This is a genomic window from Rubinisphaera italica (genome assembly GCF_007859715.1).
Lineage (GTDB): Bacteria > Planctomycetota > Planctomycetia > Planctomycetales > Planctomycetaceae > Rubinisphaera > Rubinisphaera italica.
On the sequence record NZ_SJPG01000001.1, the window covers coordinates 2,139,028 to 2,161,927 of the forward strand.

Here is a 22,900-nt window from a genome sequence, read left to right on the forward strand (position 1 = left end):
AGGAATAGAAACTATGTTGAAAACTGTCGTCATTGTTTTTGCGATCAGTCTTTTCCCGATCAACATCATCATGGCCGCCGACTACGACCTTGTGATTCTCAACGGTCGCGTGATGGACCCGGAGACAAAACTCGACGCCGTTCGAAATGTTGGCATCAAGGATGGCAAGATCTCCGCTATCACAACCGAGTCCATCAAAGGGAAAGAGACCATCGATGCTAGTGGCCATGTCGTCGCCCCCGGTTTCATCGATACACACTACCATGCACTGGACGGACTCGCTGTTCGGCTTGCATTAAGAGATGGCGTGACAACGGGCATGGATTTGGAATGGGGCGCGCTGAACATTGACGCATGGTATGCCGCGAAGAAAAACAAATGGCCCATGAATTACGGTACTGGGATCAGTCACGAAGGGGCTCGGATGATCGTCCACGATCGGCTCGAACTCAACGACCCCGTCGATGCCACAACAGTCGCAGAGTTAAGAGCCGAAGCAGGCAAGGATGGCGTTATCGGGTGGTCGGAAACTCGCAGCAATATTGAGCAAATGAACCGCATTTCCAAAATCCTTGACGAAGGTCTCCGTCAGGGCGCTATCGGAGTCTCTTCAACCGTTGGTTATATGCGGACTGGCGTCACCACTTACGAGATGTTTGAAGCCCAACGTGCCGCCGCTCGATACGGCAGACTAACGGCTGCACATCCTCGTTTTCATCCCTCATCGCAAACGCCAACGGAATCCCCGCTTGGATTCGACGAGTTGTTCACGAATGCCTTCCTGTTAGGTGCTCCGATGATCTATTGCCACGACAATGACTACGGTTGGTGGGAGATCGAAGAGAAACTGCAAATGGCTCGGGCAAAAGGGCTAAATATGTGGTCGGAGTATTATCCTTACACGGCTGGTTCAACAACAATTGGTGCCGAGTTCTTCCGACCTGACTCATGGGAAAAGGGAATGGGCTATAAATACGAAGAGACACTTTATGATCCCTCGCAGGACAAATTTCTGAATAAGGATGAGTATCTCGACCTTGCCAAGAGTGATCCAGCACGAACGATTGTCTGCTTCATACCACCGCGTAAGGAATGGCTCCCTTTCTGGTTAAAAACGCCTCACATGGCGGTCGGTGCTGATTCAATGTGGTCGGGACTCTCTTGGGATGACAAGTACGAGGAATACAAAGGGCATCCGCGAACCGCAGGTTGCCATGGAAAGGTCTTGCGATTGGGACGGCAATACAACGTGCCCTTGATGTTCAGCCTGGCCCAATTTAGTTATTGGCCAGCGAAGCACCTCGGTGATGCTGGTGTGGACGCGATGAAAGTCCGAGGGCGTTTACAGGTTGGTATGGTTGCTGACATCGTTATTTTTGATTCCAAAAATGCCAAGGACAATGCGACTTACAAGGCAGGCGAACAGGGGCTGCCCACAACCGGGATTCCCTACGTGGTGGTTAACGGGAACATGGTGGTTAAGGATTCCAAATTCCAGAAAGTTTGGGCAGGAGAGCCGATTCGTTATCCGGTTGAAACTCAAGGGAGGTTTACTCCGGCATCGAAGAAACAGTGGTTGAAGAGTCACACAATTGACTCCGGTGGAATCAAGCCGAATGTGAAACCGATGGCAAACTCAAAGGCAGGACTGAAAGAGTCCACGGGTTCGAAAGAAACTGCTTCATCCGAATTGCGCAATCTCCACTCCCCCTCTTGGTTCGCAGGTCGGCTTCCCAAAAACGCTGATTTCTGTTGCGAATACCACATGCTGCTCGCACGAATCGAAAAGCGAAAGACCACAGATCGCCCAAGCAACGCCCGACCATAGGAAACAATATGCGTCTTCACATGCACAACATTCGAATTGGCTCAATCGCGTCAATTTCAAAACAGCTTCACTTCTTTATTCTTGCAATCCTGCTTTCCAGCGGAGCTTCAACGAACGCCGCTGACTACGATCTTGTGATTCTCAACGGTCGTGTGATGGACCCGGAGACAAAGCTCGACGCTGTTCGAAATGTCGGCATCAAGGATGGCAAGATCACCACCATTACTGATGAGTCAATTCAAGGAACCAATTCGATCGATGCAAAGGGGCTGGTCGTGGCTCCCGGATTTCTCGACATGCATCACCATAATGTTGCAGTACCCTTCGGGCAGAAACTCGCACTGCGAGATGGCGTCACGACTCCCATGGAATTGGAACTCGGCGTCTACGAAGTCGACAAGTGGTATGCCGCTCTCAAGGGGAAATCGCAGTCGAACTACGGCGTTTCGGTCGGCACCATGCCGATCCGCGAAACGATCTTCAACCCGAAGTTCAAGACCAAGTTTGCGGGCGACATTCTTTACGATATGCAGATTCCCAAAGAAACTCGGACATCGATGGCCTGGTCAAAAACGATCGCTACAACCAAAGATATGGTTCGATTCCGCAAGATGTTGGAAGAGGGGTTGGATGCAGGAGCGATCGCGATTGGTCACGTGCCCGGTTATATGGTCAGCGGAGTGACCAATGAAGAATCGACCATCGCCCAGCAGTTGGCTGGAAAACACAAAACGTTCGTGGCACTTCATGGCCGGTACTCCAGCCAGATGCCACCAGCCAGTGGGATTCTTGGCACCTATGAGATGATGGCTCCACAAGCGACTTACGGTGGAGGGTTGGTTGTTCAGCACATCACGGCACAAACTCTGGCTGATACGCCGTTCGCTTTGCGGATGATCGATGACGCCCGGTCTCGTGGGACTCATGTCATCGCAGAGATCTATCCTTACGATTATGGCGGGACAATTGTCGGTGCCGACTATCTTCACCCGGACAACTACCAACGCAACATGAAACGCGATTACAAAGACATCATCGAAGTATCTACACTCAAACCGCTCACCAAAGAACGGTATGAAGAGTTAGTGAAGACCGCTCCGGGCACATCGGTGATGTTCTACAATGCCACCGAGCAGACCGTTTACGACGGCTTGGCCCATCCAAGCACCGTGCTTGGCAGCGATGCGTTTGCATATTCCTTGAAAGCCGGCGGACCGGCGATCGAATGGGACACACCCTACGATGGCGTGAATGGGCACCCGCGCGGTGCCGGGGCGCATGCACGGTTGCTGCGACTGGTGCGTGAAGAGAAGGTCGATATTCCCTTGATGTTGGCTATTTCAAAAATGTCCTACACGATTGCCAGATTCATGCAGGACAACGGCGTGCAACAGATGGCAAAGAAGGGGCGAATTCAGGTCGGCTGCGATGCCGACATCACGCTCTTCGATCCAAAGACCGTAATAGATAATTCGACGATGAAGAACGGCGGCTTGCCTTCCACGGGGATTCCGTACGTCATTGTCAACGGCACGGTTGTCGTGAAGGATTCGAAGGTTTTGAAAGGCGTTTATCCCGGACAACCGGTCCGACGGGCGATTCGTGATTAGCGGATTCGTTCACCGCATAGCATTGCGACTTCTTTACAATTGAATCCTGCCACATGGCATCGAGAAACATCGATGTTATCCTCAGCTTAAATTTCATTTGGATGCCGACCATTGCCTCAACCAATTGGGCATTCTCTTCTCTTTCAGAGAGAAGTTCAATGGTTGTTTTTCCACAGTCATGACTTTTCCCAGTCGAAGACTAACGGGATTGACCTGTATCAGGTGAATGCAAAAAAGTCTCGGCAACACGTCACTCATTCCAGGATTCCTATGAACTGAGGTTGCATCAGCCTCCAGCACGACGGAATTGTCGTTCGAGACAGCGGTGGTTTCCACCGACCGCAGTTCGGTTACGTGAAAATCGTAGTCAAGGTGATGACATCCGGCAGTTCGCGAATGGCTCTGGTCGTGACTAATGACGAACCGGCCGATGCTACTAAAAAGTTTGCGGCTGCGGCCACGCCCTCTTGTGCATTTTCGACGCATCGGCCGATGAATCCGAAGGGTCCGAGAGATTTGGCCAAGCTGCATCGGTCTGTTTGACTGACGCTGATTCGGAACAGAGGAAAGTGTGTCATACCTCTGTCTCGTAGCGACTTCTTGAATGCTCTGAGGTCATCGCCAACTACGCGACAAGACCCTGCGTTCGAAGTTTGCTTCCGACGCACGGTCGTCACAATGCTTAGGCATTGACCGTTTCTTTGACAGTTGTTTTTCAGCTGTGCGAACATCTTATTTAATGGCATGGGCTAATCAGTCATCATTCACCTTTTTTCTACATGATGAGCAAGATTCGCAATGGCTGCTGTCCACCATGTCCGTTTCCGACGATCATTTCTTCGCCAACCAAATAAGAAATCTGAATCGTGAGCACAAGCTGCGTACTTTCGCCTGATGGAGCCAACTCGACTGAAATTAGCGATGCTGATAGAGTGGAATCGTCAAGGGAGACACGCTCGCAAAGCAACAGACGCAGCGGCGAGTGAGTGAAGTGTTTCTGATTAAGGGCGTGGATGCGCCACACAAGGCGACGGATGTGCTGGCTAGAAAGGCACTTAATGACCAACAATTCGAAGGCGACGTTTGGCCAGCTGCTAAAGTTGTGGCGCAAGAAGGCATCCTTGAGTCAGCAACAGTTAGCACTTACTGCAGGCACTACGCCTCGGCACCTGTCCTTTATTGAAACCGGTCGGTCACGCCCAGGGCGTAGTATTGTGTTGCGTCTAGGGCAGGCACTCGACCTTCCCCTTCGAAACAGAAATGCGCTGCTGGTGGCCGCGGGCTTTGCTCCTAGCTTCCCTGAACGAGACCTGCAAGATGAGCTAACGCAGCCATATTTCAGGGCCGTGAAATCGATCCTTGAACATCACGAGCCGAATCCCGGTGCTGCATTCAATTCGCTGGGGGCCATCGTGTTGGCTAATAGACCATTCCGCAAGATGTTTCCGGAGTGCCTAAAGCTGTCCCCAGAGCAGGCGGTGGATACATTCTTCTCGCCGGGGCCATATCGGGACCGCATGGAGAACTGGGCAGAGGTGGCATGGGCGTGGATAGATCGGCAGCACCATGAAGTCGCCCGCACAGACAATGTCGAGCTTGCCCGTTTGGTTGAGCGGGCATTGGACCACATGATCGATGTGGAACGGCCCGAGCCTTCGGAAGGCGGACCAGAAGTAATCGGCCCCCGTTTCCGAGTCGGTGACCGGGTAATTACAACGTTCTTCACCGTAATGAAGATAGAATCTGCACTAGAGATTGCTCTCAGTGAATTACGTATTGAGTTGCTCTTTCCACTCGATGTTGCGTCCGCTGAGTTCTTTCAAAATCTCGGATAGTCCAGCGTGCCTGGCCCACAAACACGCCAGCATTCCCTAATCGGGAATTGCGTAGAGTCCAACGCTTAGCGATAAAGACGCCCCGTGACGGTCGTTTACCATCACGGGGTTTCCGCTACGCATATTTTAATCGAGTTAACGAAATGCTTGGACACATAGCCATAGAACGAATGAAAACCTCGCGGAGCTTTCTCCTGGGTTTACTTGAATCGCTTTCCGACGAACATTTGGCAGCTCGTGCTGGAGCGGCAGGCAATCATGCCCTCTGGGTCATGGGCCACATTGCTCAATCGGACGATGTGGTAGCTTCAGCGTTCACCGGAGAGCCAGGTTGCCTTCCTGATGGTCACAGTGAACTTTTTGCGGCAAAGACCTCGTTAAGTGATAACGCTGCCGACTATCCAAGTCGTGACGAGCTTCTCCTTCGCATGACCACGTCGCGTAAGCGTGTCGACGGATGGATAACATCGCTCGACGACCAATCTGCGTTGCAGCCGTCCCCGATACATCTCGCTGCGTTTGCACCAAATCCCATAGCGGCGGCAATTGGTATCTCGCAACATGAGTTCCTGCACGCAGGACAAATCGCAACCGTTAGAGCTTCCTTGGGCTTAAAGCCCGTTTATCAGTAATAGGCGCATAAAGACAATGAGTGAACCGGAAGAGTTTTGGGACAAATCTGCAGGTAACTATGACAAGACCGAGCAAAGATTCGAGCATATCCACAGGAAGAGCAGAGAAAACGCGAGGAAGCACCTGAAGGTCGGTGATGTTGTCTTGGATTATGGATGTGGAACAGGAACTGCGGCCTGTGAGCTCGCCAACCAAGTGAAAGAGATTCACGCCATTGATATCTCATCGAAAATGGTTGAAGCAGCAAAGGGGAAAGCGGACGCGAGAAACTTGCAGAACGTAAGTTTCCTGCAAGCGGATATTTTTGACGAAAGGTACAAAGAAGAGTCGTTTGATGCGATTCTAGCTTTCAACATTTTGCACACGGTGCCCAACCCTCAGGATGTCGTCGAGCGATTTCATGAAATGCTAAAGCCCGAAGGAGTATTCATTTCTGTAACACCTTGCTTGCGGGGCAAGATGTCGTTCCTGGTTAATCTTCAGATTCAGTTTGTTCGGATACTGTGTGCGGTTCGAATAATTCCTATCCCCATAAGAAGACTTAAGAGCTCTGAACTAGACGATTTGATAGCGAATGGCGGTTTTCAGGCTATTTACACTGAAGTGATCTATAGCGGAGCCTCTAGTTATTTCATCGCAGCAAAGAAGAGCGGGGCCGGTGTTTGAGTTGCACAGCGTCATAACAGGGTCTCCGGTTTGGATTGTTTCGGATGCGGAGAAAGTGTGATCGCCACGCCGCGGCCGCGATGTTCGAGATCGCGGTGGATAACTACCGAAGAAGACTCGACAATTCCGCTCGGTGGCAGTGCCGGAACCATGCTGCCGCAATTGAAACACCAGGAATGAAACAACAAATGCCTAACAATCACGAAAAAATCAATTACGTCGAACTACCTGCACGCAACATCGTCACCACAAAGGCATTCTTCGAATCTTGCTTCGGATGGACATTTGCTGACTATGGACCCGAGTACGCAGCGTTTGATGGGGCGGGACTCGACGGAGGATTCTTCCAGTCGGAACTCGTGGCCTCAACGAGTTCTGGTTCGGCACTGGTCGTGTTCTATAGCGAACGGCTCGAAGAAACCCTTCAGAAGATAGTACGATGGGGCGGCGTTATCACTAAGCCGGTGTTCACTTTTCCCGGTGGCCGGCGCTTTCACTTTTCAGAACCAAGCGGAAACGAATTCGCTGTTTGGTCCGACAAGTAGACTCTGCCATCAGCGACTCGACGCGGGGCCGGTGTTTGAGTTGCACAGCGTCATAACAGAGTCTCCGGTTTGGATTGTTTCGGATGCGGAGAAAATGTGATCGCCACGCCGCAGTTACTTGTATCGCGGATCATGGCTGCCCATCGGTCGAATTCATCCCCAATGAGACAGAAATTGAGAAAAACTCATCAAGAGTGTCCAAAACTATCGTCGTCGCGCGTCATGGGGTGTTGGCCGATACGGCGGCCTGTTGTAGTTACTCATCAAAAAAGGAAAGTGACATGGCGAAAAAGAAGTATTTGTGTATCCAACGAAGTCAGCAGGCAAACGAGAGCGGCAATCCATCGCCCGCTCAGATGGAGCAGATGTTTGCCAAGTTCAACGCTTGGAAGGAGAAGTTCGCGGCGAACATCGTCGACATGGGAGGGAAGCTTGGCAGTGGGCAAGTCGTTACACCTGAAGGTGCGACGGACGGTCCGTTCGTCGAAGCCAAGGAAATAGTTGGCGGATTCATGATTGTCGAAGCGGAAAGCATCGAGGAAGCCGTCGAAGTTGCTCGGGAAAGTCCGGGTGTGGCGATGCCCGGTTCAAGCGTGGAAGTGCGGGAGATCACGACACCTTGACCGCTCCCTCGCTTGTTGACCACTTCTTCCGACACGAATACGGCAGGCTTGTTGCCATGCTGGCGTGTCGGATTGGAGTGGAGCATACGGAGGATGTTGAAGACGCTGTCCAGTCGGCGATGATGTCCGCGCTTGAGCACTGGACGATCTCCGGTTTGCCGGACAACCCGTCAGCTTGGCTGTTTCGCGCTGCGCAGAACAACCTGATGGGCGAGCTGCGGCAGCGGACTCGGCGTCGCCGCATCCTCCAGGAACAAGCTGCAGACGACGTTGGGACCGGAGATGGGCCTGACGTCTTTCTGGCGGGCGAATTGCAAGATGAGTTGCTGCGGATGCTGTTTGTTTGCTGCGATGATGCGATTCCACCTGAATCTCAACTTGTATTTGCTCTCAAGACTCTCTGTGGTTTCGACGTGCGGGAGATCGCGATTCGGCTCTTCGCGAGCGAAGCCAATGTCTACAAACGGCTCGGTCGAGCCCGAAGCCGCCTGCGAGAATTGCGCCCGAAGATGGATGGGCTTTCGCAGGAGCAGCTTTCGCTTCGCCTTCCGGCAGTCCACAAAGTGTTGTACTTGCTGTTTACCGAAGGCTACCTGTCGTCCAGCGCTGAGATGGCTCTGCGTCGTGAGCTATGTGACGAAGCGATCCGGTTGACGAATCTTCTTGCCGAACATCCGGCTGGTCAGTCACCGGAAACCTGCGCATTGTTATCTTTGATGCATTTGCACGTAGCCCGAATGTCGGCGCGGCAGGACGGGACTGGCGGACTCTTGTTGCTCGAAGAACAAGACCGCGACCTTTGGAATCAGAATGGCATTCAGGAAGGGCTCAAATGGTTGGCGAAATCTGCCGAGGGTGACTCGTTCTCTCGATATCACGCTGAAGCCGGAATCGCAGCCGAACATTGCCTTGCGCCGTGCTTTGCCGAAACACGTTGGGATAAAGTTGCCGAGTGCTACGAACTGCTTGAGCAGCGGGTAACGTCGCCGATCCACAGACTGAATCGCGCCGTCGCGGTCGCAGAATGGAAAGGCGCTACCGAAGGCCTCGCAATCCTTGACGGTTTTGAGCCCCCAACGTGGCTCGCCGGGTCCTACCTCTGGTCTGCTGTGCTGGCTGACTTGCATCGACGTTGCGGGAACTCGACCGAAGCGGAACGCTGCCGTGAAGTCGCTCTCGATTCCGCTCCCACCCCACAGGTGAAGGAACTCTTACAACGTCGTCTCGAAACTTGAAACGCGATAAATGGACATGACTGCGCCATTGGTGGTCGTGTCTGATTTCACCAGTTTGAGTCCTGCCGGGGCTGAGCCGTTGCCGAAGAGTCGTTTTCCCGAACCGACCAATACTGGAAAGGTCCACAGTCGGAACTCATCAATGAGGTTGTTGCCGAGCAGGGTTTGGACCAGTTGCCAGCTTCCGTGAACCTGAAGCAAAGGGCCATCTTGCGTTTTAAGTCGCGACACTTCGGCCGCGATGTCACCTGAGATTGCCTCAGAGTTGTTCCACGTGAGATTGCTCAGCGTGTTTGTCGCGACGTACTTTTTTGCTTTGTTCAACATCGCTGCGACGGGATTGTCTGTCGCGGCACTGGACGAGTGGTGCGCAGAAAAGAATTCGTACGTTCTTCTTCCCAACAGCAAATCGTACGGATCAGACATGGCCTCGCGCTGGACTTGTTCCATCACTTCATACCAACAAGGCCGTGCCCAACCGGCTTGGGAAAATCCGTTCGACGTATCTTCTTCGGGGCTGTGAGGTGCTTGCATCACACCGTCGACGGTAACAAAAGTCAAAATGGCCAATTCTCTCATTCGATTTTCTCGCTGCTCAAAACGTACATGGTCAATCGCTCACGGCATCCTATGAATCGAACACACCAGCCGTTGCGTCAATTGGGTTTGGCGGGAAGCGAACGTGCAAACTTGACTGCTCGTTCGACCCACGCCTTGAGCTCTTCGACCGATTCAATCCCGGCTGGTTCGACCAGCGCCCAACCCTTCATCACCTTGCCCGTGATGTCCATTGGCTTCACGTGCGGCTCTGACTGGGTGTCCTCATGGCCTTCCTTGTCGAGACGAACGATCAACGCGCCCTTCCAAGGACCGACGCACATGTTGCCGTTGATCATGAAGCAGACGCCGCCAAACATCTTCTTCTCCGAGTAACCCTTGCGGCGTTTCATCAGCGGTCTGATTCGTTCGATAAGTTCCTCCTCGCCCTCTCTCATGATCGCGTCCTATTGGGGTTGTGTCGACGCTTTTCGGCTTCGGTGGACTAGTGCGATTAAGAAACCTCCAAGCACGAATTGAATGGAAAGGTACGTCGTTTCCAACGCGAACCACGTGGCGAGCGGTTCAATCTGATGCTTGGCTGCTTCGGCAAGCACGTGCATCGTCCAATGATACAGTCCCATCACACCGGCCAGCGTCAAGGCGCCACGAGCAATCGACTTACCTCGGTACAATGACGGATAGATCAACGACAAAACCATGCCCTGTATGATGATTGAGGCAAAACCGAATGCAATGATCGGTTCGTCGCGAGTGAAGTAGCCCAGCTCTTCGTAAGTCGTCTTGAATAAGACGAGGTGCCAAACATAGGCGAGCGGAAACGTAACCGCAGCATATCCGAGTGTACCGAGAATGATCTTTGTTGGTTGCATTGTGGCTCCCTGTGTCGCGTGCAGTGTACTTGTTTTTTGCAAGCTTGCATAACAATAGCCCACGTGCTTGTTATTTGCAAGTTCAGGAAATCCCGCTAGAGTGTAAGAATGACGAAACGATCCTCCGCAGATTGGCACGGGTGTCCGATACGCTACGGTGCATCCATTTTTGGCGACAATTGGTGCCTTCTGATCCTGCGTGATTTGATGTTCAAGGGAGCCAAGCACTACGCGGATTTTCTGAACGCTGGCGAAGGCATTTCGACCAACATTCTTGCCGCCAGACTGACAACGCTGGAATCCGAGGGCATCATCGAGAAACACGCTGACCCGGAACACGGCAAGCGATTCATCTATGGCCTGACCGATAAGGGTCTGGAACTCGTTCCAGCGATGCTGGAAATCATTCTGTGGGCCAACAAATGGGATGAGAACACCGAAGTTCCTCTCGACTTCGCCGAGGAACTGCAACGCAACCGCACAGCAATGGCGAAGCGGATCGTCCGCGACCTGAAGCAGTCACGGCCCTAACAATTCAGACATAACAGGACTCTGGGGGATTCGCCACGACGAATACTTTTCTGCGTCAAGTTGCCACAAGATCAGGCAGCATCAAATTCAATTTCGCGAGTCTCAAGTCTCCCGTCTCGCCTGACACTTAATGTGCTGCGTGCTCATTGACGCAATTAACGTCATCCGTATCGTTGGAGCGTGAGCAGTGAATGCTGCAAGAGATTCCGAGCAACGTGTTTGAAACCCGAAACGAACTGAATGCGAATCGTCGGAGGATGTTGCTAACGATCAATGCGTTTTGATCGATTCAGCCAATTCCTGCCAATTTCACAGGAAGACATGGTCTTTCCTTCAATCGAGCTACGTTGATCCGGACAATCTCCGATTCACGAAGTCCCGCGCGGGCCGTGTGAATTCGTCTCTTGACGACTCGCTGGCGGCGATTGAATCAACAGTTGGGAAAAAGCATGAATCAGAACGATGACGCTTTCGGTTACATCTTCGTTCAGTATCGAAGGTCCAATGTCGTGCATCAGGTGAGCGCGTCCGTTGCATCAGCCGCCAGCACGAAGGAACTGCCCTTCGCTGCAGCGGTGGTTTCCACCGACTGCAGTTCGGGTACGTGAAAATCGCAGTCAAGGTGATGACATCCGGCAGTTCGCGAATGGCTCTGGTCGTGACTAATGTCGAACCGTCATTTGTAGTCCGGCGCGATCAAAGTTCGACAGGCCGCTTCAAGATGGCGGTGAATTCCCTGCCGTATCCTGGACAGATGGCTAAACGAGATTCATTGCGGTTCGGATAAGGGATCGGATTCTGAGCTGAATTGAGACCCGAACCGGACTTCTGGTCCATTGACCGACAAAGACAAAACCCTCAGTCACGAAACAACTTGTGACTGAGGGGTCTTGGTTCGGATTGTGATCCGGTTTTTCAAAGCTCCCCGAGTCTTACTCTATGCGAACACGGGCTCCTTGAGCTTGGAGCCTTTCCTATCAGCACCTTTCGTCGTTCGCCGAAAGTCGAGTTTTACGTGATGGAAACAAGTGCTGAATTGGCCCGACACCTCGGTGTGAGCCGGGCACAATTGACGCAAGTTCTCCGACGGTAAATACTGCGCCTCACCATGTGGACGTATAGATGCTAATCATTTTACGTGGACTACGCAGCAATGCGGCACTCAAGGAGTGTACTGTTCGGCCAGTTCATCGTGACATCCTGTAGCAGCCTGTTGTGAGAGCAATCAACAAATGTTGCCGATCGGCGGCCTCAGTTCAACAATGCGAACGCGCTCCAGATTTGAGGGTGCTCGTGAAATTCCGATTTGATCGCAGCGATTGAGTTGCCAAATGCCTTGCTCACGGATTCACGTTCACCTACAAGTCGCTGGTAGAAATGCCGCGTAAATGTCAGGCAGGAAAGGTCGGGAATTTCCCAGCGGCAACCGATGACCAACTCAACACCAGCGGCGCGGAACGCCCAAGCAAGCGAGAGGTCTTCGTCGCCCGCCCATTGGTCGCCGAACTTCGTCAAGCACGCTATCAGAACAACGAGCCGGACGTTTGAGAAGTCGCACCGAAGGATGTCGTTGTAGTGAATAACGGTACCTTTTCCGTGAGCGCCTCTGCCGAGCATCAAGTGGCTGGCGTCTGGGACGCCAGAATACGCATTGCCGTGCGTTGAAATGTGAAGAATGTCCGAACCTTGCCATTCTGCATTGATGAATTGCTTTCGAGTAGAACGTCCGCGACTGCTGGGATGGATGTGGCAGAATCCTGACCGCTCCCATTGCTCGAACAATTCCGCTTCGCTCTTGGCGTGTGGCAGGTCGTTGGAAAAAGATTCACCAAAACCGCCCCAGAATGCAATCGTTGGTTTGCAGAATGAAATCTCCGATGTCGGTTGAAGGCTTTCGACGACTGTTGTGCATTGACTCAGGTCCGTGGCTGCCAAGGGTGTGTTCAATGTCGTGAAGTCTGTGAACGCGACAAGAGAAGTTGCAAGTGGCAGTGATACCTCAGCTTTGTCGCGTGCGGCAATCAGCGTGTCGCGCAGGTCGACTACTGTTTCAGGCTTGCGAGGATTCCAGACGACCCGATTCGGCTTCGTCGTCGCTTCGTGGACACTGCGGCGATTTTCGCTAGCACGAACCGAAACAGTGCATTCCACACGATCGGTGAAGAACAGGTAAAGTGCACTGAGCCGCTTCACAGAGTGCGTATCTACATTTGGAAGGTGCACGAGGAAGCCGACCGAGACGTCACCAGGAAGCAAATCGAGGGTCGGACTCTCGTCTGAGGGCACGGGGATTTGCACAACGTGGTCGGCGACGAGCATGTTTCTCGACAGTTCAATATCCTGTATGGCGGATGCGCATTCATTTGCTCCGGCCAACAATTCTCTCTCAAAGAGTATGTCTTTGGCCATCAACAACTCAGCGAGTTTCTCGCATTGCAGTTCAAAATTCGCTGCTTGCTTGCTCGTATCTCCAGCTCGCCACAGCGAAGCAATAACCTGTTCACGGTAACCAAGGCGGACCCAGTTTGCAGTACTCGTCAGAAATGCGTACAGCTCGTCAACTCGATGGTTTCTTTGCACGGAAACTGCGAATTCACCAATTGCTTCCTCACTTCGATTCGGTTGAAGCAATTCGGCAGGGCAGCCGCTGTCAATGAGGAAATCAGCACAGACGAACTCTGCGAACTGCCTCGTATCAGCAATTAGAGGTAGTAGGCTGTCAGGCGTTGTTCGCCTGAGGAACTGTTCTTTGCGTTGGGCAATAATCGCCGGGCAGTCAACGCCATCCAAAAGGCCAGCTTCACCAGTTTCAAGGAAGTGCAAATACTTCAGAGCAAGTTGTGATTTGACGTGGTCGAGCCGTAGAGGTTCGTTTTGGGTACCTCTTGGTTCTTCAGGTAGATACAGTTCCTCGGTAAAGTCGATTCGCTCAGCTAATCCGCGAAGCAGTTGTTCGATGTGGCGTCTTTCGACGCTGGCAATCCTGATCCAGCTTGCATTATATGACCGCACAAGCTTAGGGAGCAGAGTTTCTGCAGTTGAAGCATCATCGAGCGAGTATGCCATCTGAATTGACGTCGTCAGAATGGTTGGATCAATTGGCCATTGATCTTCAGCCATAATGAGCTCAGCCTGCGCCATTAGGAAGAGCTGGATTCCATCGACGATTTCATCATCTCGAAGCGGTTGCTTGTGTTTTAATTTCGATGCAAATCGATGCAACGTCTCAAACACGGCTGGCAAATTGGCAAACTCTGGGGTTGGGACGGCTGCCGTTTGTAATCGAGAAGGATTCCCGGTGAGTTCGACTTCGATTTGGCTCGACGATTGACGCGTCAGAGCCAGCAGTTCTTCGTCGTGAACATCGGTGTCGTTAAGAATCTGTTGGAGTAGATCGTGTGCGTCCTCGAAACGCTCCTGTTTCCGTCGAATCTCCGAGAGGTAGAAGGTGTCCGCAGCTCTGTCATCTCCTGATGGCTGGCCATGTTCGATTGCCAACTCGTACAGTCGCGCTGACGTGTCGAGATCAGCTGTCAGCCGCTTGTACGCGCTACCGCACAACGAAGCAGCCATTCGAATATTGGTCCGATCTTCTTCGGACGGTTCTCCCGCTGTTGCTCTTTCAATGTGCTCTTCAATCCACTGAAGGGTTTCATTTGCGTCGCGTTCGTATCCTGTAGAAAGCCATCGTTCTACTTCGTCAGCCACCAAAACTAGCCAGGCGGTGTGAAACTCTGCGCTCTTGACGAGGAAATAGCGAAACGTTGTTGCGTACAGGATCCCCGGTAGAAAGCCGTCCGGATCGCAGTGTTCCTTGAGCGTGCCGAAGTCGACCGGCGGATTCTGGAATAATCCTGCATGCGCCATGCCGCGACGCTTGAACTCTTTGCGGATTGCCAAGTGGATTCTTGGTTGAAGTGCGGACTCGACGTGCTCGTAGTGAAACGTACCCAGGCCAAAAATCGACGCTTCCGCGAGACGCTTGAGCCACAGGACTCGAGGACCAAGACTGTCTATGTCGGCCTTGCCGATTTCCAGCATCGCCCAGCCGTATGCCGAATCGCCATCTCGAAATTGCCTCAAACATTCTTCAAGAACGTGATCTGGGCACGCAATGAGTTCCTCAACTCTGCCCGACTCGCACATTCCCTTGACATCATCGGGGAGCGTACCGCATTTCAGCGACTGTTCCCAATTGAATACCTGCTGCATGCCACCCCCTTATGAACCACAAAGTCGCGACAAACCGAGTCGCACAAGGGCGACCGCAAGTTTTTGGGGGTCGAAAGGAAATTCGTCACGGTACGTTCCTAGGAAATCGGCCAATGCGATAGCCGTTTCTGACTCGCTGGCAAATCGATTCTCGGACTCAAGTCTCAGCCAATCCCATTCATCGCGGACGACTGCCCGAAGTCGCTCCAGATAGGGTTCAAGCACGCGCCACGCGACGGATGGATCCGAACGATAGACCATTTCGGTATCAGCTCTGTATTCATCTGGGAGCTCTGAAATCATTGCCTCTTCAAGCCGTTGTTGCTCCCAGTCGATGTATTCTTGAATCTCTGCATACGCAGATTCGGCAATCGCATGGTCAAGCGACTGGTTCAGGGCTGAATCTTCAGCATCTGGAATGTTGGGAGGCTGTATCCGGCTCCGTTGAGAGGGGGTTCCCCGTTGGCGGTGCAGGAGGTAATTAGCGGGATGATTCGGGTCGCCCAACGCCTTCGAGACGCGGTCAAATACCTCGCCTTCTGCTTTGCCAGCGGCGAACTGCATCAATTCGGCGATGGTGATGTCGTATTTTTCAGAGCCATTCATAGGGCAGCACCTCCTCCATAATCGTCCATGACTCGGAATGTTTCTCGATCAATGCTTTGACGCGTTCAGCATCCCATTCAGAGACGGTTGGGAAAAGATCACGAGCAACATGCTGAATGTAGTCTGCAGCTTGTTCTTCGTATTTCCGTTGCCCCGTCCTTATCGCTTTCCACCACGCTGGCGTTCTCATGACCAAGTATAAAATGAGTGCTTCTTCGCACGCGTTCTGGTCAAAGGCAAACACGGGAATCGGCCCGTCAGTCTCTTTTGCTTCGTCTGCCCAGTCTTCAAGAAGCGTGCTCAATTCTTCAGAGATGCTTTCAGCGGCAACTTCTACTGCCGTGCCGATGGATGAGCGAGCCACCAGGAAAGCAAAAGCATAGGCGTTGATTGCCACGTGATGCCCACGCGGAAAAAACGCATCTTCCGCAGCGAAGGCAATAGAGATGTGAGATAGCTGAGGATCAGTACCTGTGACCCATCTCTTGACGGTCGTCTGATTGACGTTTCCATAGCGACGACCAAGGACAGCCCAGGACTCGCGAGATTCAATGGGGCGAACAGTCGGAGAAAAGTAGACGTCGTTGATGAATATTTTGAATGAGTCATCAACGCGAACAGAAATGATCTCTCGGTTTCGATCGCCGGATTCTAGCTTCTTCCTTGCCTGTTCCCGAATCCATTTCAGAAACAGGTCTTGCTGTGATTCGCTTTCACGTGTCGGTCCGTCGCCAATGCCTTCAGCCAGACGCTCGTTGATCGGGTGTTCCGGTAGTTCGTCCGGCTCGGTCATTGTTAAGGCCTCGTTGAGTCAGGTAATGAAGCGGATGCTGAGGGGCGTCCAACGCTTGCGATACGCGTTGGAAAACTTTGTCCGTGGCCTTACCGATTGCGAATTGCATCAGTTCGTCCCACGTGACTTCGACTGGTTCGTAGTCCGCCGGTGATTCAGGTTGTTTCTCCATTATCGGAGGGGGAATTGTTGAAAACAGCCTATCAGTCTACGTGACCGACGTCAATTTTCTGAGCCATCGGCTTGCGTCTGCGCGAGGGTCGCTCCAGCTCATTTTCTAATGCCTTCGTCCGATCCAATCCCTGAATCGAAAGGAGGCCGAAATGGCTGTCGCATCGGCGAATTGCGACCTGCTGAATCCAGCAATGGTTCTGGAGCAGGTCCGTGGCATTCGCCTGATTCTTTACGAGCCCACTGAATGCGTGGCGGTCGGTGTGCGCCGTTCCGTTGTTGTCTTGTCGCTTTCTCATTCGCAACGTGCGGCAGTTGCAATCCCAAATACAAAGGGAATTCCAAACATGTCTCAATCTCCAATCTGGCGTCGGTCGCTGGGACTGGTCAGTGTGGCTGTGTTTGCGCATCGAAAGGATGCGGATTCACCAGTCAATCACACGATCAGTTGCAATCGTCGCTATTACGACGGGAACGAGAAGTCATGGAAGACCAGCCAGTATCTCGGTCCAACCGAGATCGGAGCGGCGGTAACGCTGCTCAAGGCTGCTGAAGCCCACCTGGTCGGTATTCAATCCGATGAAGGAGGCGATCAGTCATGAAACCCGTCATTGCTGAAGTCCACGACTTCAACAGCAAATCGCTGTGTCAGTGGTGCGGCGGCACCTCCAAGAAGGAGTGCGTCACCGTTTCGTTCAAGGCTGGCTTGCTCGATGAAGCCATCATCTGCATCAAATGCCTGAGAAACGCATTACGCGTTCAATCGATGGCGAAGCAGACGGAGGCATCGAAGCCTACTGAAAGTGCAAGCTAATCCCACCAACTCCAACGCGGGCGGCTTGCATAAGTCGCCCGCGTCTTACTTAGGAATCTCCAAATGATCAATAAACTCTCAAAGGCGCTGGCCGTTTGCTGCGTTCTTGTGGTCTCCCTTACTGCGGCAGACGCACAGGAAGCAGTGTCCGTGATGAACGAGTCCGCGCGGCACAAGCTTTTCATACGCTCCGTCATCAAGATTAGCGACCGTACAGACTGGAAATCAGGGTCGGGTTTCATCGTACGGGAAGACGATGCGGGACGAAAGTACGCGGTAACGAATGCCCATGTCGTGGAATACGGTCATGAACTCCAAATTGACGTGTACCCCCATGGCAGCGTCGACGCTCGTGATGGAATTGAAATCCTGGCCCGCGACGAAGCTCGGGACCTGGCACTCATTCGTTTTCGTGCCGATGGCCTAGTTGGCTTCCTGCCGCTCGCTTCAAGGCATGGCAGAGAACTACGACACGATACCGCCACGCTTGTCGGCTTTCCGGACGGCGAATTGACGCTCAGAAAGATCGACATCTCCAGTCGTAACGTGCGGGATGGTGACTACAGCGGAAAATTCTTCTACCTGGATTCGCGATTCGGTGCCGGGGGAAGCGGTTCGCCCATTATTGGCTATGACAAGCACGGACTGATCTGCGTGGTTGGCGTCTACCACGGATATTCCGGTGACCGGGGCATTGGATGTTTCGAGGTCGAGGAATTTCTTGTGGAGGCAAAATACCGCACGCTGCTGGACGGAAAACCCTCCTCCAACCAGAAGCAAGCAGAGATCGCGCAGATTATCGGTTTGTTCCTTCAGAGCACGATGGAGGACTAACCATGAGCGAGATTCGTCTCTTTTGGAGATCAGTTTCGCTTTGGTTTCAATTGCTGATGAGGGTGACGGTCATGGCTGCCATCCTTTTCGGCTGTCTGGTGCTGATGCGAACGCTGATCGACCCAGGTGTTTGCTTTCACGGGATGGATCGGCCGATCACCCCGCCGCACATTAAATTTGTTGCACCATTGGTGCCGCCCTTGATGGCCTATTGGCTGGCTGCGAATTCCATATTCAGAACCACGGATCGACGTACAGCAACTCAATACTTTGGCGACGAAACGATGCCGTTCTACGGCAACGCTTTCTTGTTCGGGCCAATAGTTGGTGCTCACGTTATCTCCATTTATGGATTGCCCGCGTATCGCGTTGCTGTCGTCGCGTGGGTCACTGCAATTGCGACGCTCCCGATTCTTCTCTGGATCGTTTTCGAACCTGGTGTCTTTCAGTCGTTTGCTCACAGCGCTGAGAAAGCTCGAAAACAGGAACAGAAACGAAGGAATCAAATGGGGCCGAATTACGCGCTGCTCTTGAGAGTCCTGCGTCGTGATTACGAGGACAAGATTCACGAGATTCATCGCATGCGAATCGGGGATGAGGATCGAGAGTATCTCGAAGAACTAGCGGACAACGAGTATCGAGACCAAATGTTCCAGGTCATGACACGAGGAAATCACAACATCGGAGGAATTGAATCGGAAGCGATTGAGGACCTCCTGCAACAAAACGAGGAGACTTGAAATGAAACCCAGATTTCAGAAGCCAGAAAAGATGGGACGAGCAATTCTGGCAGCCACCCGCGACCCGAACATGGGCGCAGGAATCATGGCCAGTGGTGTGTCAGGTTCCGGAAAAACGAACATCGCCGAATGGGTGTTCGTTGAACACATCAAGAACGGTTGGCCTGCACTGTGGTTCTGCCCACACGGCGACTCCGCGAAAAAACTACGGCGGAAGATTTTGATGCTGCCGTCAAGAGCTCGCAAGAAGGTGATCTACATTCGGGCCTCGGATTTGAGCCGCGTTGCGAGTCTCAGGCCATTGCACGTCAATCGCGAAGGGGTAAACGAGTATGACTTCCGCGCTCGTGTCGCAAATCGTGTCGGCCACATGCGGCACCTGCTGTTGGCAAGTGTTGGAGAAGGGGAGTCGGGCGTCATTGGTAAGCCGTTGTTGCGAAAGTGGACGACAACTTTGCTCACCATTGGCGCTGTGAGTGGTCTGAATGTCGCGGATCTGGTGCATCTACTGAACGTTAACAGCCCTATTTTCAAACTGCTGGTGCGTCTCTGTCCCGACGTCTTGGCACAGGCTCAACTTGCCGAGCTGCCGGACATGAAGCCCTCGGATCGTGAATTTGAGATTTCCAGTACGCGATCACGCCTGATGGCCCTGTTGGAAAATGTTGCCGTTCAACTGATTCTCGGACGCACGGACAACAATGTGCTCAACATGAACGACGTTATCGACTCAGGAACGTCGATCATTTTCGATCTCGCTACCGAGAGCATGCTCTCGGCGGAAGACCAGAGGATGATCGCAAATCTGTACTTGTCGGAGTTCCTGAACGCGGTCATGGAACGCCCAGCTGAGTCCCGTCGAAATTACCTCTGCGTACTTGATGAATTGCCTGTGTTCGATCTAAGCGCGCCTCTGATCAACCGAGCACTCACCGAGATCCGGAAGTTCTGCACGAAGTTCTGGTTTTCGTTTCAGGGTTCTTCGCGGTTCCCCGGAAGGCAGGAGAATGAGTTCCTGAACAACATCATCAGCCAATGCCGTGTTCATCTTTATCTTCAGCACGGGGCAAGCGATGCCAAGTTCTTTGCTCAGGAACTGTCGTTATCGAGCTTCGACCCAATGCGAATCAAGCATGAGCAAAAAACACCGCAACAGTTCCTGGATCACCACGAAATTGCCACCTTGACCGATCACGGCCAGAACCATCGTGAACAATCGACGACAGGCGGCTCATCGAGCGTTGGCGATTCGTGGCAGGACTCCTTTGGTGATTCTCGAAATCATTCGACCAGCGTTCGTCAGCAGATGGGACGACTGAGCGAGGTTGTCACGGATGCCAGAAACGCTGGGACAACCAGTACGCAATCGCATGGCGGATCGACAACCGAGACGAATAGTCAATCACAAAGTATCGGACGTGGCTGGTCGATTACAGAAAAGCAAACTCTCGTTCCGGTCTATCGAACGGAAATGATCACAACCAGCGTGCAGTTTTTCTCGTCGGAAGAATGGAACCTGATGACAGCTTCGCAGTTGACGAAGTTCAAGCCAGGAGAATGTGCGTTTTATGTACGCGGCCTGGGTTGCTGTTGGGGACAACTGCCGTTGAGCATTGACCAGCTCGCTCGCACTCCAAAATCGGCGTCTCGACGGATCGCTACACACGACGAAATCCTGGCAGCGATTCCGTGGTATGCAACTCCAGATGAAATCTCTGCGCTGCGGAAACGATTCCGAGATCAATTGATCAATCAAATTCGGATTGCCGTCAATGATCCTCACAACACCGGGTTGTCATCGTTGCCGGACTCCAGTGGCAATTCCAACACGCAACTGATTCTGCCGCCACAGCCGGACTTTGAAACGAAAATTTTGCCCGAAGAATTCCAGAACGAGGAGCCAGATGATGGTAAACCGTGGGAATTCTAAAGACATTCCAGGGATACGCATGCAGAATCGAGACATCCATATCCTGCAAGAATTGGGAACCGTGTTGTGGATGGATACGCCGCTGATTCAACAGCGGCATTTCCCATCAGACAAGACCGGAGAGGCAACTCGCCGCCGACTTCGATTGATGGCTGCGAATCGGATCATCGAATCGTTCGATTTGCAGGTGACGCTACGGCCTCATGAAGGTCGGATGCCACGGTTTCATCGGCTGCTCGAATTCGGTGGTGAGTTGCTGTTCGATTTCACAGGGCAACGGCCTCAGAGAATTGGTTCAAGTTCTCCACCGAAACCGCATACGATTCAGCATCGTGCGGGGATGGGGGAAACCTTGCTCAGATTCGAAGATGCACGGCGATCACAGTCATTGCCGGAATCGACCTGGTATCTTGAGTACGACAGAAACGAATCCGCCGCTGGGAGGGCACCATTTCACGAGCGTTATTCTATTTGCTATTCGGTCCTCGATAACTCAGGACAGACACGCCGCGTTTGGCCCGATGCGTTATCCTCGTTGAATATCCCCAGCAACGGCACCGTTTGGCAACTCGCACTTGCCTGGGAATTCGATCGGGGAACCGAGACGCTGACGCAGTTGACGGAGAAACTCGAACCATACGACCTGTGGACAGCGTCGAAGGGATATCGGGAGCAGTTTCCAAACGCCATCGAGGTCCGAGTCTGTTTCGTGCTGCCTTCGAAGCGGCGATTGACGTCCGTTATCGAAGCAATGAAAGATCATCCCGCGGCGCCGATTCTGCGTTTTGTGTCGTTCGATGATTTCACCGCGAATCGCATTTTCAGCGAACCCATTTGGTACGACGCAAATGGGCAGGCAAGACGCATTCTTCCCTCATAGCGACTCTCTGCCGCGACGGTCCATTTCCTTTCTTTGAGGGGAATGATTCTGCTCGAATCAAACCTGTTGCGTTACTGTCGCGAAACCCGTTGTACAACCTGTTGTGTAAGGCGTTGTTCCATCCAACGCCTCTGTTTGTGTGGGTTGTTTTTGTAAGTTGTTTGCCCCCCGTGACTTGGTGCCGGTCTTTTCCGCTCGCGATGCTCGCTTCAAAACCCGGCTGCATTGCAATTGCTGCATAGAGTACGGTCACTCGGGCTCACTACGCTCACCCTCGTATCCCTTCCACGGTCGGTCGATCCACGCCGCGTTTCCGGCAATTCCAATGCAGCCGGCTTTACAGCCGGCACTGCTGCTGGCTCTTTGAACAACGATCTTCGCCTTCGGCTCGATCCAAAAGAGCAGCAACACTCGGCCACGGGCCGAGCAAGTCACACCCCCAACGAGCCCGGTTTGCTTTGGGCTGTTTGTGTTTGTTGTTGGCTCCGCATTCCCTGACGACCAAGCGCCCTCTTGGCCGCCCCGATTGTTCATGCCTCCCGCTGTCCGTCGTCAAGGTCGCACGCTCTCTGGACGACGGCGGTCGGCATGACGGCCGGGATCGCCCGCGAGGGCTTTTACTTCCTTCCCATTGATCCAATGGCACGCATTTCATCACTCGTCAAAGCAGTCTGTGGACTGTCAAAACCGCTGAAGTTAGCGGACGGGACCGCACTGCCGTCCAGTACAGCAGGCTGGAAACCGATCGCTGTCACGCAGGATCGTCGGCTCTGTGCCGGCGTTTTCGCGAAAGCAAAGCGGCGTCGTAAGCCGATCTTCCGCATCATCGTCTGGCGCACATATCGCGACGCCACCGGAAACGAAAAAGCATCAACAGTGCTGTATCCAGATCAAGTCGATCCGACGCTGAGACTGGTTGCCCAGCTGAACGAGCGAATGCCGTCCCAATAGGGACGGCGTTGCTCAACAGATTGCTTTGGATGC

25 protein-coding genes are annotated in these 22,900 nt (G+C 52.8%); 18 read left to right on the top strand and 7 right to left on the bottom strand.

Going from position 1 to position 22,900, the window contains the following annotated elements; genetic code table 11:
• Positions 1 to 13: 13 nt before the first annotated feature.
• The 5 genes from Pan54_RS08035 to Pan54_RS08055 all read left to right on the top strand — a co-directional run bounded on the left by Pan54_RS08035 (position 14) and on the right by Pan54_RS08055 (position 6,572).
• Complete coding sequence (locus Pan54_RS08035) at positions 14 to 1,828, top strand: amidohydrolase family protein (RefSeq protein WP_146502986.1); 1,815 nt, start codon at positions 14 to 16, stop codon at positions 1,826 to 1,828.
• Between the two features lie 8 nt (positions 1,829 to 1,836).
• Positions 1,837 to 3,438 (top strand): amidohydrolase family protein, encoded by a 1,602-nt coding sequence (locus tag Pan54_RS08040; RefSeq protein WP_146502987.1) that lies wholly within the window; start codon positions 1,837 to 1,839, stop codon positions 3,436 to 3,438.
• A 1,058-nt stretch (positions 3,439 to 4,496) separates the two neighbouring features.
• A complete protein-coding gene (locus tag Pan54_RS08045; protein ID WP_165441666.1) occupies positions 4,497 to 5,273 on the top strand; it encodes a helix-turn-helix domain-containing protein in 777 nt (258 codons plus the stop codon).
• Between the two features lie 143 nt (positions 5,274 to 5,416).
• Complete coding sequence (locus tag Pan54_RS08050) at positions 5,417 to 5,905, top strand: DinB family protein (protein WP_146502989.1); 489 nt, start codon at positions 5,417 to 5,419, stop codon at positions 5,903 to 5,905.
• Positions 5,906 to 5,921: 16 nt separating this feature from the next.
• A complete protein-coding gene (locus Pan54_RS08055; protein WP_146502990.1) occupies positions 5,922 to 6,572 on the top strand; it encodes a class I SAM-dependent methyltransferase in 651 nt (216 codons plus the stop codon).
• Between the two features lie 11 nt (positions 6,573 to 6,583).
• Here the strand turns inward: Pan54_RS08055 and Pan54_RS25795 are convergent, their stop codons facing one another.
• On the bottom strand, positions 6,584 to 6,724 hold the full coding sequence (locus Pan54_RS25795; RefSeq protein ID WP_165441667.1) for a hypothetical protein: 141 nt from the start codon (positions 6,722 to 6,724) through the stop codon (positions 6,584 to 6,586).
• Positions 6,725 to 6,748: 24 nt separating this feature from the next.
• On the opposite strand from Pan54_RS25795, the gene Pan54_RS08060 reads away from it, so the two are divergent.
• From Pan54_RS08060 to Pan54_RS08070, 3 genes are all read left to right on the top strand, one after another.
• A complete protein-coding gene (locus Pan54_RS08060; RefSeq protein WP_242631255.1) occupies positions 6,749 to 7,117 on the top strand; it encodes a VOC family protein in 369 nt (122 codons plus the stop codon).
• Between the two features lie 281 nt (positions 7,118 to 7,398).
• Positions 7,399 to 7,740 carry a YciI family protein gene (locus Pan54_RS08065; RefSeq protein ID WP_146502991.1) on the top strand — a complete coding sequence of 114 codons (342 nt, stop codon included), beginning with the start codon at positions 7,399 to 7,401 and terminating at the stop codon, positions 7,738 to 7,740.
• Positions 7,737 to 8,975, top strand: a complete 1,239-nt coding sequence (locus Pan54_RS08070; protein WP_146502992.1) for an RNA polymerase sigma factor — start codon at positions 7,737 to 7,739, stop codon at positions 8,973 to 8,975. Before Pan54_RS08065 ends, Pan54_RS08070 begins: the two co-directional genes overlap by 4 nt.
• Here Pan54_RS08070 and Pan54_RS08075 read toward each other — a convergent pair.
• The 3 genes from Pan54_RS08075 to Pan54_RS08085 form a co-directional block, all read right to left on the bottom strand.
• A complete protein-coding gene (locus tag Pan54_RS08075; protein ID WP_146502993.1) occupies positions 8,952 to 9,554 on the bottom strand; it encodes a dihydrofolate reductase family protein in 603 nt (200 codons plus the stop codon). The genes Pan54_RS08070 and Pan54_RS08075 overlap by 24 nt on opposite strands.
• A 77-nt stretch (positions 9,555 to 9,631) precedes the next feature.
• On the bottom strand, positions 9,632 to 9,970 hold the full coding sequence (locus tag Pan54_RS08080) for a TfoX/Sxy family protein (RefSeq protein WP_146502994.1): 339 nt from the start codon (positions 9,968 to 9,970) through the stop codon (positions 9,632 to 9,634).
• 9 nt (positions 9,971 to 9,979) lie between these two features.
• Positions 9,980 to 10,405 (bottom strand): hypothetical protein, encoded by a 426-nt coding sequence (locus tag Pan54_RS08085; RefSeq protein WP_146502995.1) that lies wholly within the window; start codon positions 10,403 to 10,405, stop codon positions 9,980 to 9,982.
• Positions 10,406 to 10,513: 108 nt separating this feature from the next.
• Between Pan54_RS08085 and Pan54_RS08090 the strand changes: the two genes are divergently transcribed.
• From Pan54_RS08090 to Pan54_RS08100, 3 genes are all read left to right on the top strand, one after another.
• The gene (locus Pan54_RS08090; protein WP_146502996.1) at positions 10,514 to 10,936 is read left to right on the top strand and encodes a winged helix-turn-helix transcriptional regulator; all 423 of its coding nucleotides are present in this window, start codon (positions 10,514 to 10,516) and stop codon (positions 10,934 to 10,936) included.
• 404 nt (positions 10,937 to 11,340) lie between these two features.
• The gene (locus Pan54_RS08095; protein ID WP_146502997.1) at positions 11,341 to 11,544 is read left to right on the top strand and encodes a hypothetical protein; all 204 of its coding nucleotides are present in this window, start codon (positions 11,341 to 11,343) and stop codon (positions 11,542 to 11,544) included.
• Entirely contained in the window at positions 11,541 to 11,723 is a 183-nt protein-coding gene (locus Pan54_RS08100; RefSeq protein ID WP_146502998.1) for a hypothetical protein, read from the top strand. Before Pan54_RS08095 ends, Pan54_RS08100 begins: the two co-directional genes overlap by 4 nt.
• A gap of 464 nt (positions 11,724 to 12,187) precedes the next feature.
• Here the strand turns inward: Pan54_RS08100 and Pan54_RS08105 are convergent, their stop codons facing one another.
• The 3 genes from Pan54_RS08105 to Pan54_RS08115 are packed head-to-tail and all read right to left on the bottom strand — an operon-like array spanning position 12,188 to position 16,547.
• Entirely contained in the window at positions 12,188 to 15,148 is a 2,961-nt protein-coding gene (locus Pan54_RS08105; RefSeq protein ID WP_146502999.1) for a CHAT domain-containing protein, read from the bottom strand.
• A 9-nt stretch (positions 15,149 to 15,157) separates the two neighbouring features.
• Positions 15,158 to 15,754 carry a hypothetical protein gene (locus tag Pan54_RS08110; RefSeq protein ID WP_146503000.1) on the bottom strand — a complete coding sequence of 199 codons (597 nt, stop codon included), beginning with the start codon at positions 15,752 to 15,754 and terminating at the stop codon, positions 15,158 to 15,160.
• Positions 15,741 to 16,547: a hypothetical protein gene (locus tag Pan54_RS08115; RefSeq protein WP_146503001.1), complete on the bottom strand. Its 807-nt coding sequence runs from the start codon at positions 16,545 to 16,547 to the stop codon at positions 15,741 to 15,743. Before Pan54_RS08115 ends, Pan54_RS08110 begins: the two co-directional genes overlap by 14 nt.
• A gap of 323 nt (positions 16,548 to 16,870) precedes the next feature.
• Here Pan54_RS08115 and Pan54_RS08120 point away from each other — a divergent pair, with 323 nt between their 5' ends.
• From Pan54_RS08120 to Pan54_RS08150, 7 genes are all read left to right on the top strand, one after another.
• Entirely contained in the window at positions 16,871 to 17,320 is a 450-nt protein-coding gene (locus tag Pan54_RS08120; RefSeq protein ID WP_146503002.1) for a hypothetical protein, read from the top strand.
• Entirely contained in the window at positions 17,317 to 17,532 is a 216-nt protein-coding gene (locus Pan54_RS08125) for a hypothetical protein (RefSeq protein WP_146503003.1), read from the top strand. Before Pan54_RS08120 ends, Pan54_RS08125 begins: the two co-directional genes overlap by 4 nt.
• A 63-nt stretch (positions 17,533 to 17,595) precedes the next feature.
• Positions 17,596 to 18,366, top strand: a complete 771-nt coding sequence (locus Pan54_RS08130) for a S1 family peptidase (RefSeq protein ID WP_146503004.1) — start codon at positions 17,596 to 17,598, stop codon at positions 18,364 to 18,366.
• A 71-nt stretch (positions 18,367 to 18,437) separates the two neighbouring features.
• Positions 18,438 to 19,106 (top strand): hypothetical protein, encoded by a 669-nt coding sequence (locus tag Pan54_RS08135; RefSeq protein WP_165441668.1) that lies wholly within the window; start codon positions 18,438 to 18,440, stop codon positions 19,104 to 19,106.
• Position 19,107: 1 nt separating this feature from the next.
• Entirely contained in the window at positions 19,108 to 21,036 is a 1,929-nt protein-coding gene (locus Pan54_RS08140) for a type IV secretory system conjugative DNA transfer family protein (RefSeq protein ID WP_146503006.1), read from the top strand.
• The gene (locus Pan54_RS08145; protein WP_146503007.1) at positions 21,011 to 21,916 is read left to right on the top strand and encodes a replication-relaxation family protein; all 906 of its coding nucleotides are present in this window, start codon (positions 21,011 to 21,013) and stop codon (positions 21,914 to 21,916) included. The genes Pan54_RS08140 and Pan54_RS08145 overlap by 26 nt, the downstream gene beginning before the upstream one ends.
• Before the next feature lie 588 nt (positions 21,917 to 22,504).
• Positions 22,505 to 22,867 carry a hypothetical protein gene (locus tag Pan54_RS08150; protein WP_146503008.1) on the top strand — a complete coding sequence of 121 codons (363 nt, stop codon included), beginning with the start codon at positions 22,505 to 22,507 and terminating at the stop codon, positions 22,865 to 22,867.
• Positions 22,868 to 22,900 lie beyond the last annotated feature (33 nt).

What these genes read in the sequence shown, in the direction of transcription:
- Pan54_RS08150 (WP_146503008.1), top strand. Translation starts at nt 22,505, where the DNA reads ATGACGGCCGGGATCGCCCGCGAGGGCTTTTACTTCCTTCCCATTGAT.
- Pan54_RS08075 (WP_146502993.1), bottom strand. Translation starts at nt 9,554, where the DNA reads ATGAGAGAATTGGCCATTTTGACTTTTGTTACCGTCGACGGTGTGATG.
- Pan54_RS25795 (WP_165441667.1), bottom strand. Translation starts at nt 6,724, where the DNA reads ATGGTTCCGGCACTGCCACCGAGCGGAATTGTCGAGTCTTCTTCGGTA.
- Pan54_RS08040 (WP_146502987.1), top strand. Translation starts at nt 1,837, where the DNA reads ATGCGTCTTCACATGCACAACATTCGAATTGGCTCAATCGCGTCAATT.
- Pan54_RS08085 (WP_146502995.1), bottom strand. Translation starts at nt 10,405, where the DNA reads ATGCAACCAACAAAGATCATTCTCGGTACACTCGGATATGCTGCGGTT.
- Pan54_RS08035 (WP_146502986.1), top strand. Translation starts at nt 14, where the DNA reads ATGTTGAAAACTGTCGTCATTGTTTTTGCGATCAGTCTTTTCCCGATC.
- Pan54_RS08045 (WP_165441666.1), top strand. Translation starts at nt 4,497, where the DNA reads ATGACCAACAATTCGAAGGCGACGTTTGGCCAGCTGCTAAAGTTGTGG.
- Pan54_RS08050 (WP_146502989.1), top strand. Translation starts at nt 5,417, where the DNA reads ATGCTTGGACACATAGCCATAGAACGAATGAAAACCTCGCGGAGCTTT.
- Pan54_RS08055 (WP_146502990.1), top strand. Translation starts at nt 5,922, where the DNA reads ATGAGTGAACCGGAAGAGTTTTGGGACAAATCTGCAGGTAACTATGAC.
- Pan54_RS08140 (WP_146503006.1), top strand. Translation starts at nt 19,108, where the DNA reads ATGAAACCCAGATTTCAGAAGCCAGAAAAGATGGGACGAGCAATTCTG.
- Pan54_RS08060 (WP_242631255.1), top strand. Translation starts at nt 6,749, where the DNA reads ATGAAACAACAAATGCCTAACAATCACGAAAAAATCAATTACGTCGAA.
- Pan54_RS08065 (WP_146502991.1), top strand. Translation starts at nt 7,399, where the DNA reads ATGGCGAAAAAGAAGTATTTGTGTATCCAACGAAGTCAGCAGGCAAAC.
- Pan54_RS08110 (WP_146503000.1), bottom strand. Translation starts at nt 15,754, where the DNA reads ATGAATGGCTCTGAAAAATACGACATCACCATCGCCGAATTGATGCAG.
- Pan54_RS08125 (WP_146503003.1), top strand. Translation starts at nt 17,317, where the DNA reads ATGAAACCCGTCATTGCTGAAGTCCACGACTTCAACAGCAAATCGCTG.
- Pan54_RS08080 (WP_146502994.1), bottom strand. Translation starts at nt 9,970, where the DNA reads ATGAGAGAGGGCGAGGAGGAACTTATCGAACGAATCAGACCGCTGATG.
- Pan54_RS08135 (WP_165441668.1), top strand. Translation starts at nt 18,438, where the DNA reads ATGGCTGCCATCCTTTTCGGCTGTCTGGTGCTGATGCGAACGCTGATC.
- Pan54_RS08120 (WP_146503002.1), top strand. Translation starts at nt 16,871, where the DNA reads ATGGCTGTCGCATCGGCGAATTGCGACCTGCTGAATCCAGCAATGGTT.
- Pan54_RS08105 (WP_146502999.1), bottom strand. Translation starts at nt 15,148, where the DNA reads ATGCAGCAGGTATTCAATTGGGAACAGTCGCTGAAATGCGGTACGCTC.
- Pan54_RS08090 (WP_146502996.1), top strand. Translation starts at nt 10,514, where the DNA reads ATGACGAAACGATCCTCCGCAGATTGGCACGGGTGTCCGATACGCTAC.
- Pan54_RS08145 (WP_146503007.1), top strand. Translation starts at nt 21,011, where the DNA reads ATGATGGTAAACCGTGGGAATTCTAAAGACATTCCAGGGATACGCATG.
- Pan54_RS08130 (WP_146503004.1), top strand. Translation starts at nt 17,596, where the DNA reads ATGATCAATAAACTCTCAAAGGCGCTGGCCGTTTGCTGCGTTCTTGTG.
- Pan54_RS08115 (WP_146503001.1), bottom strand. Translation starts at nt 16,547, where the DNA reads ATGACCGAGCCGGACGAACTACCGGAACACCCGATCAACGAGCGTCTG.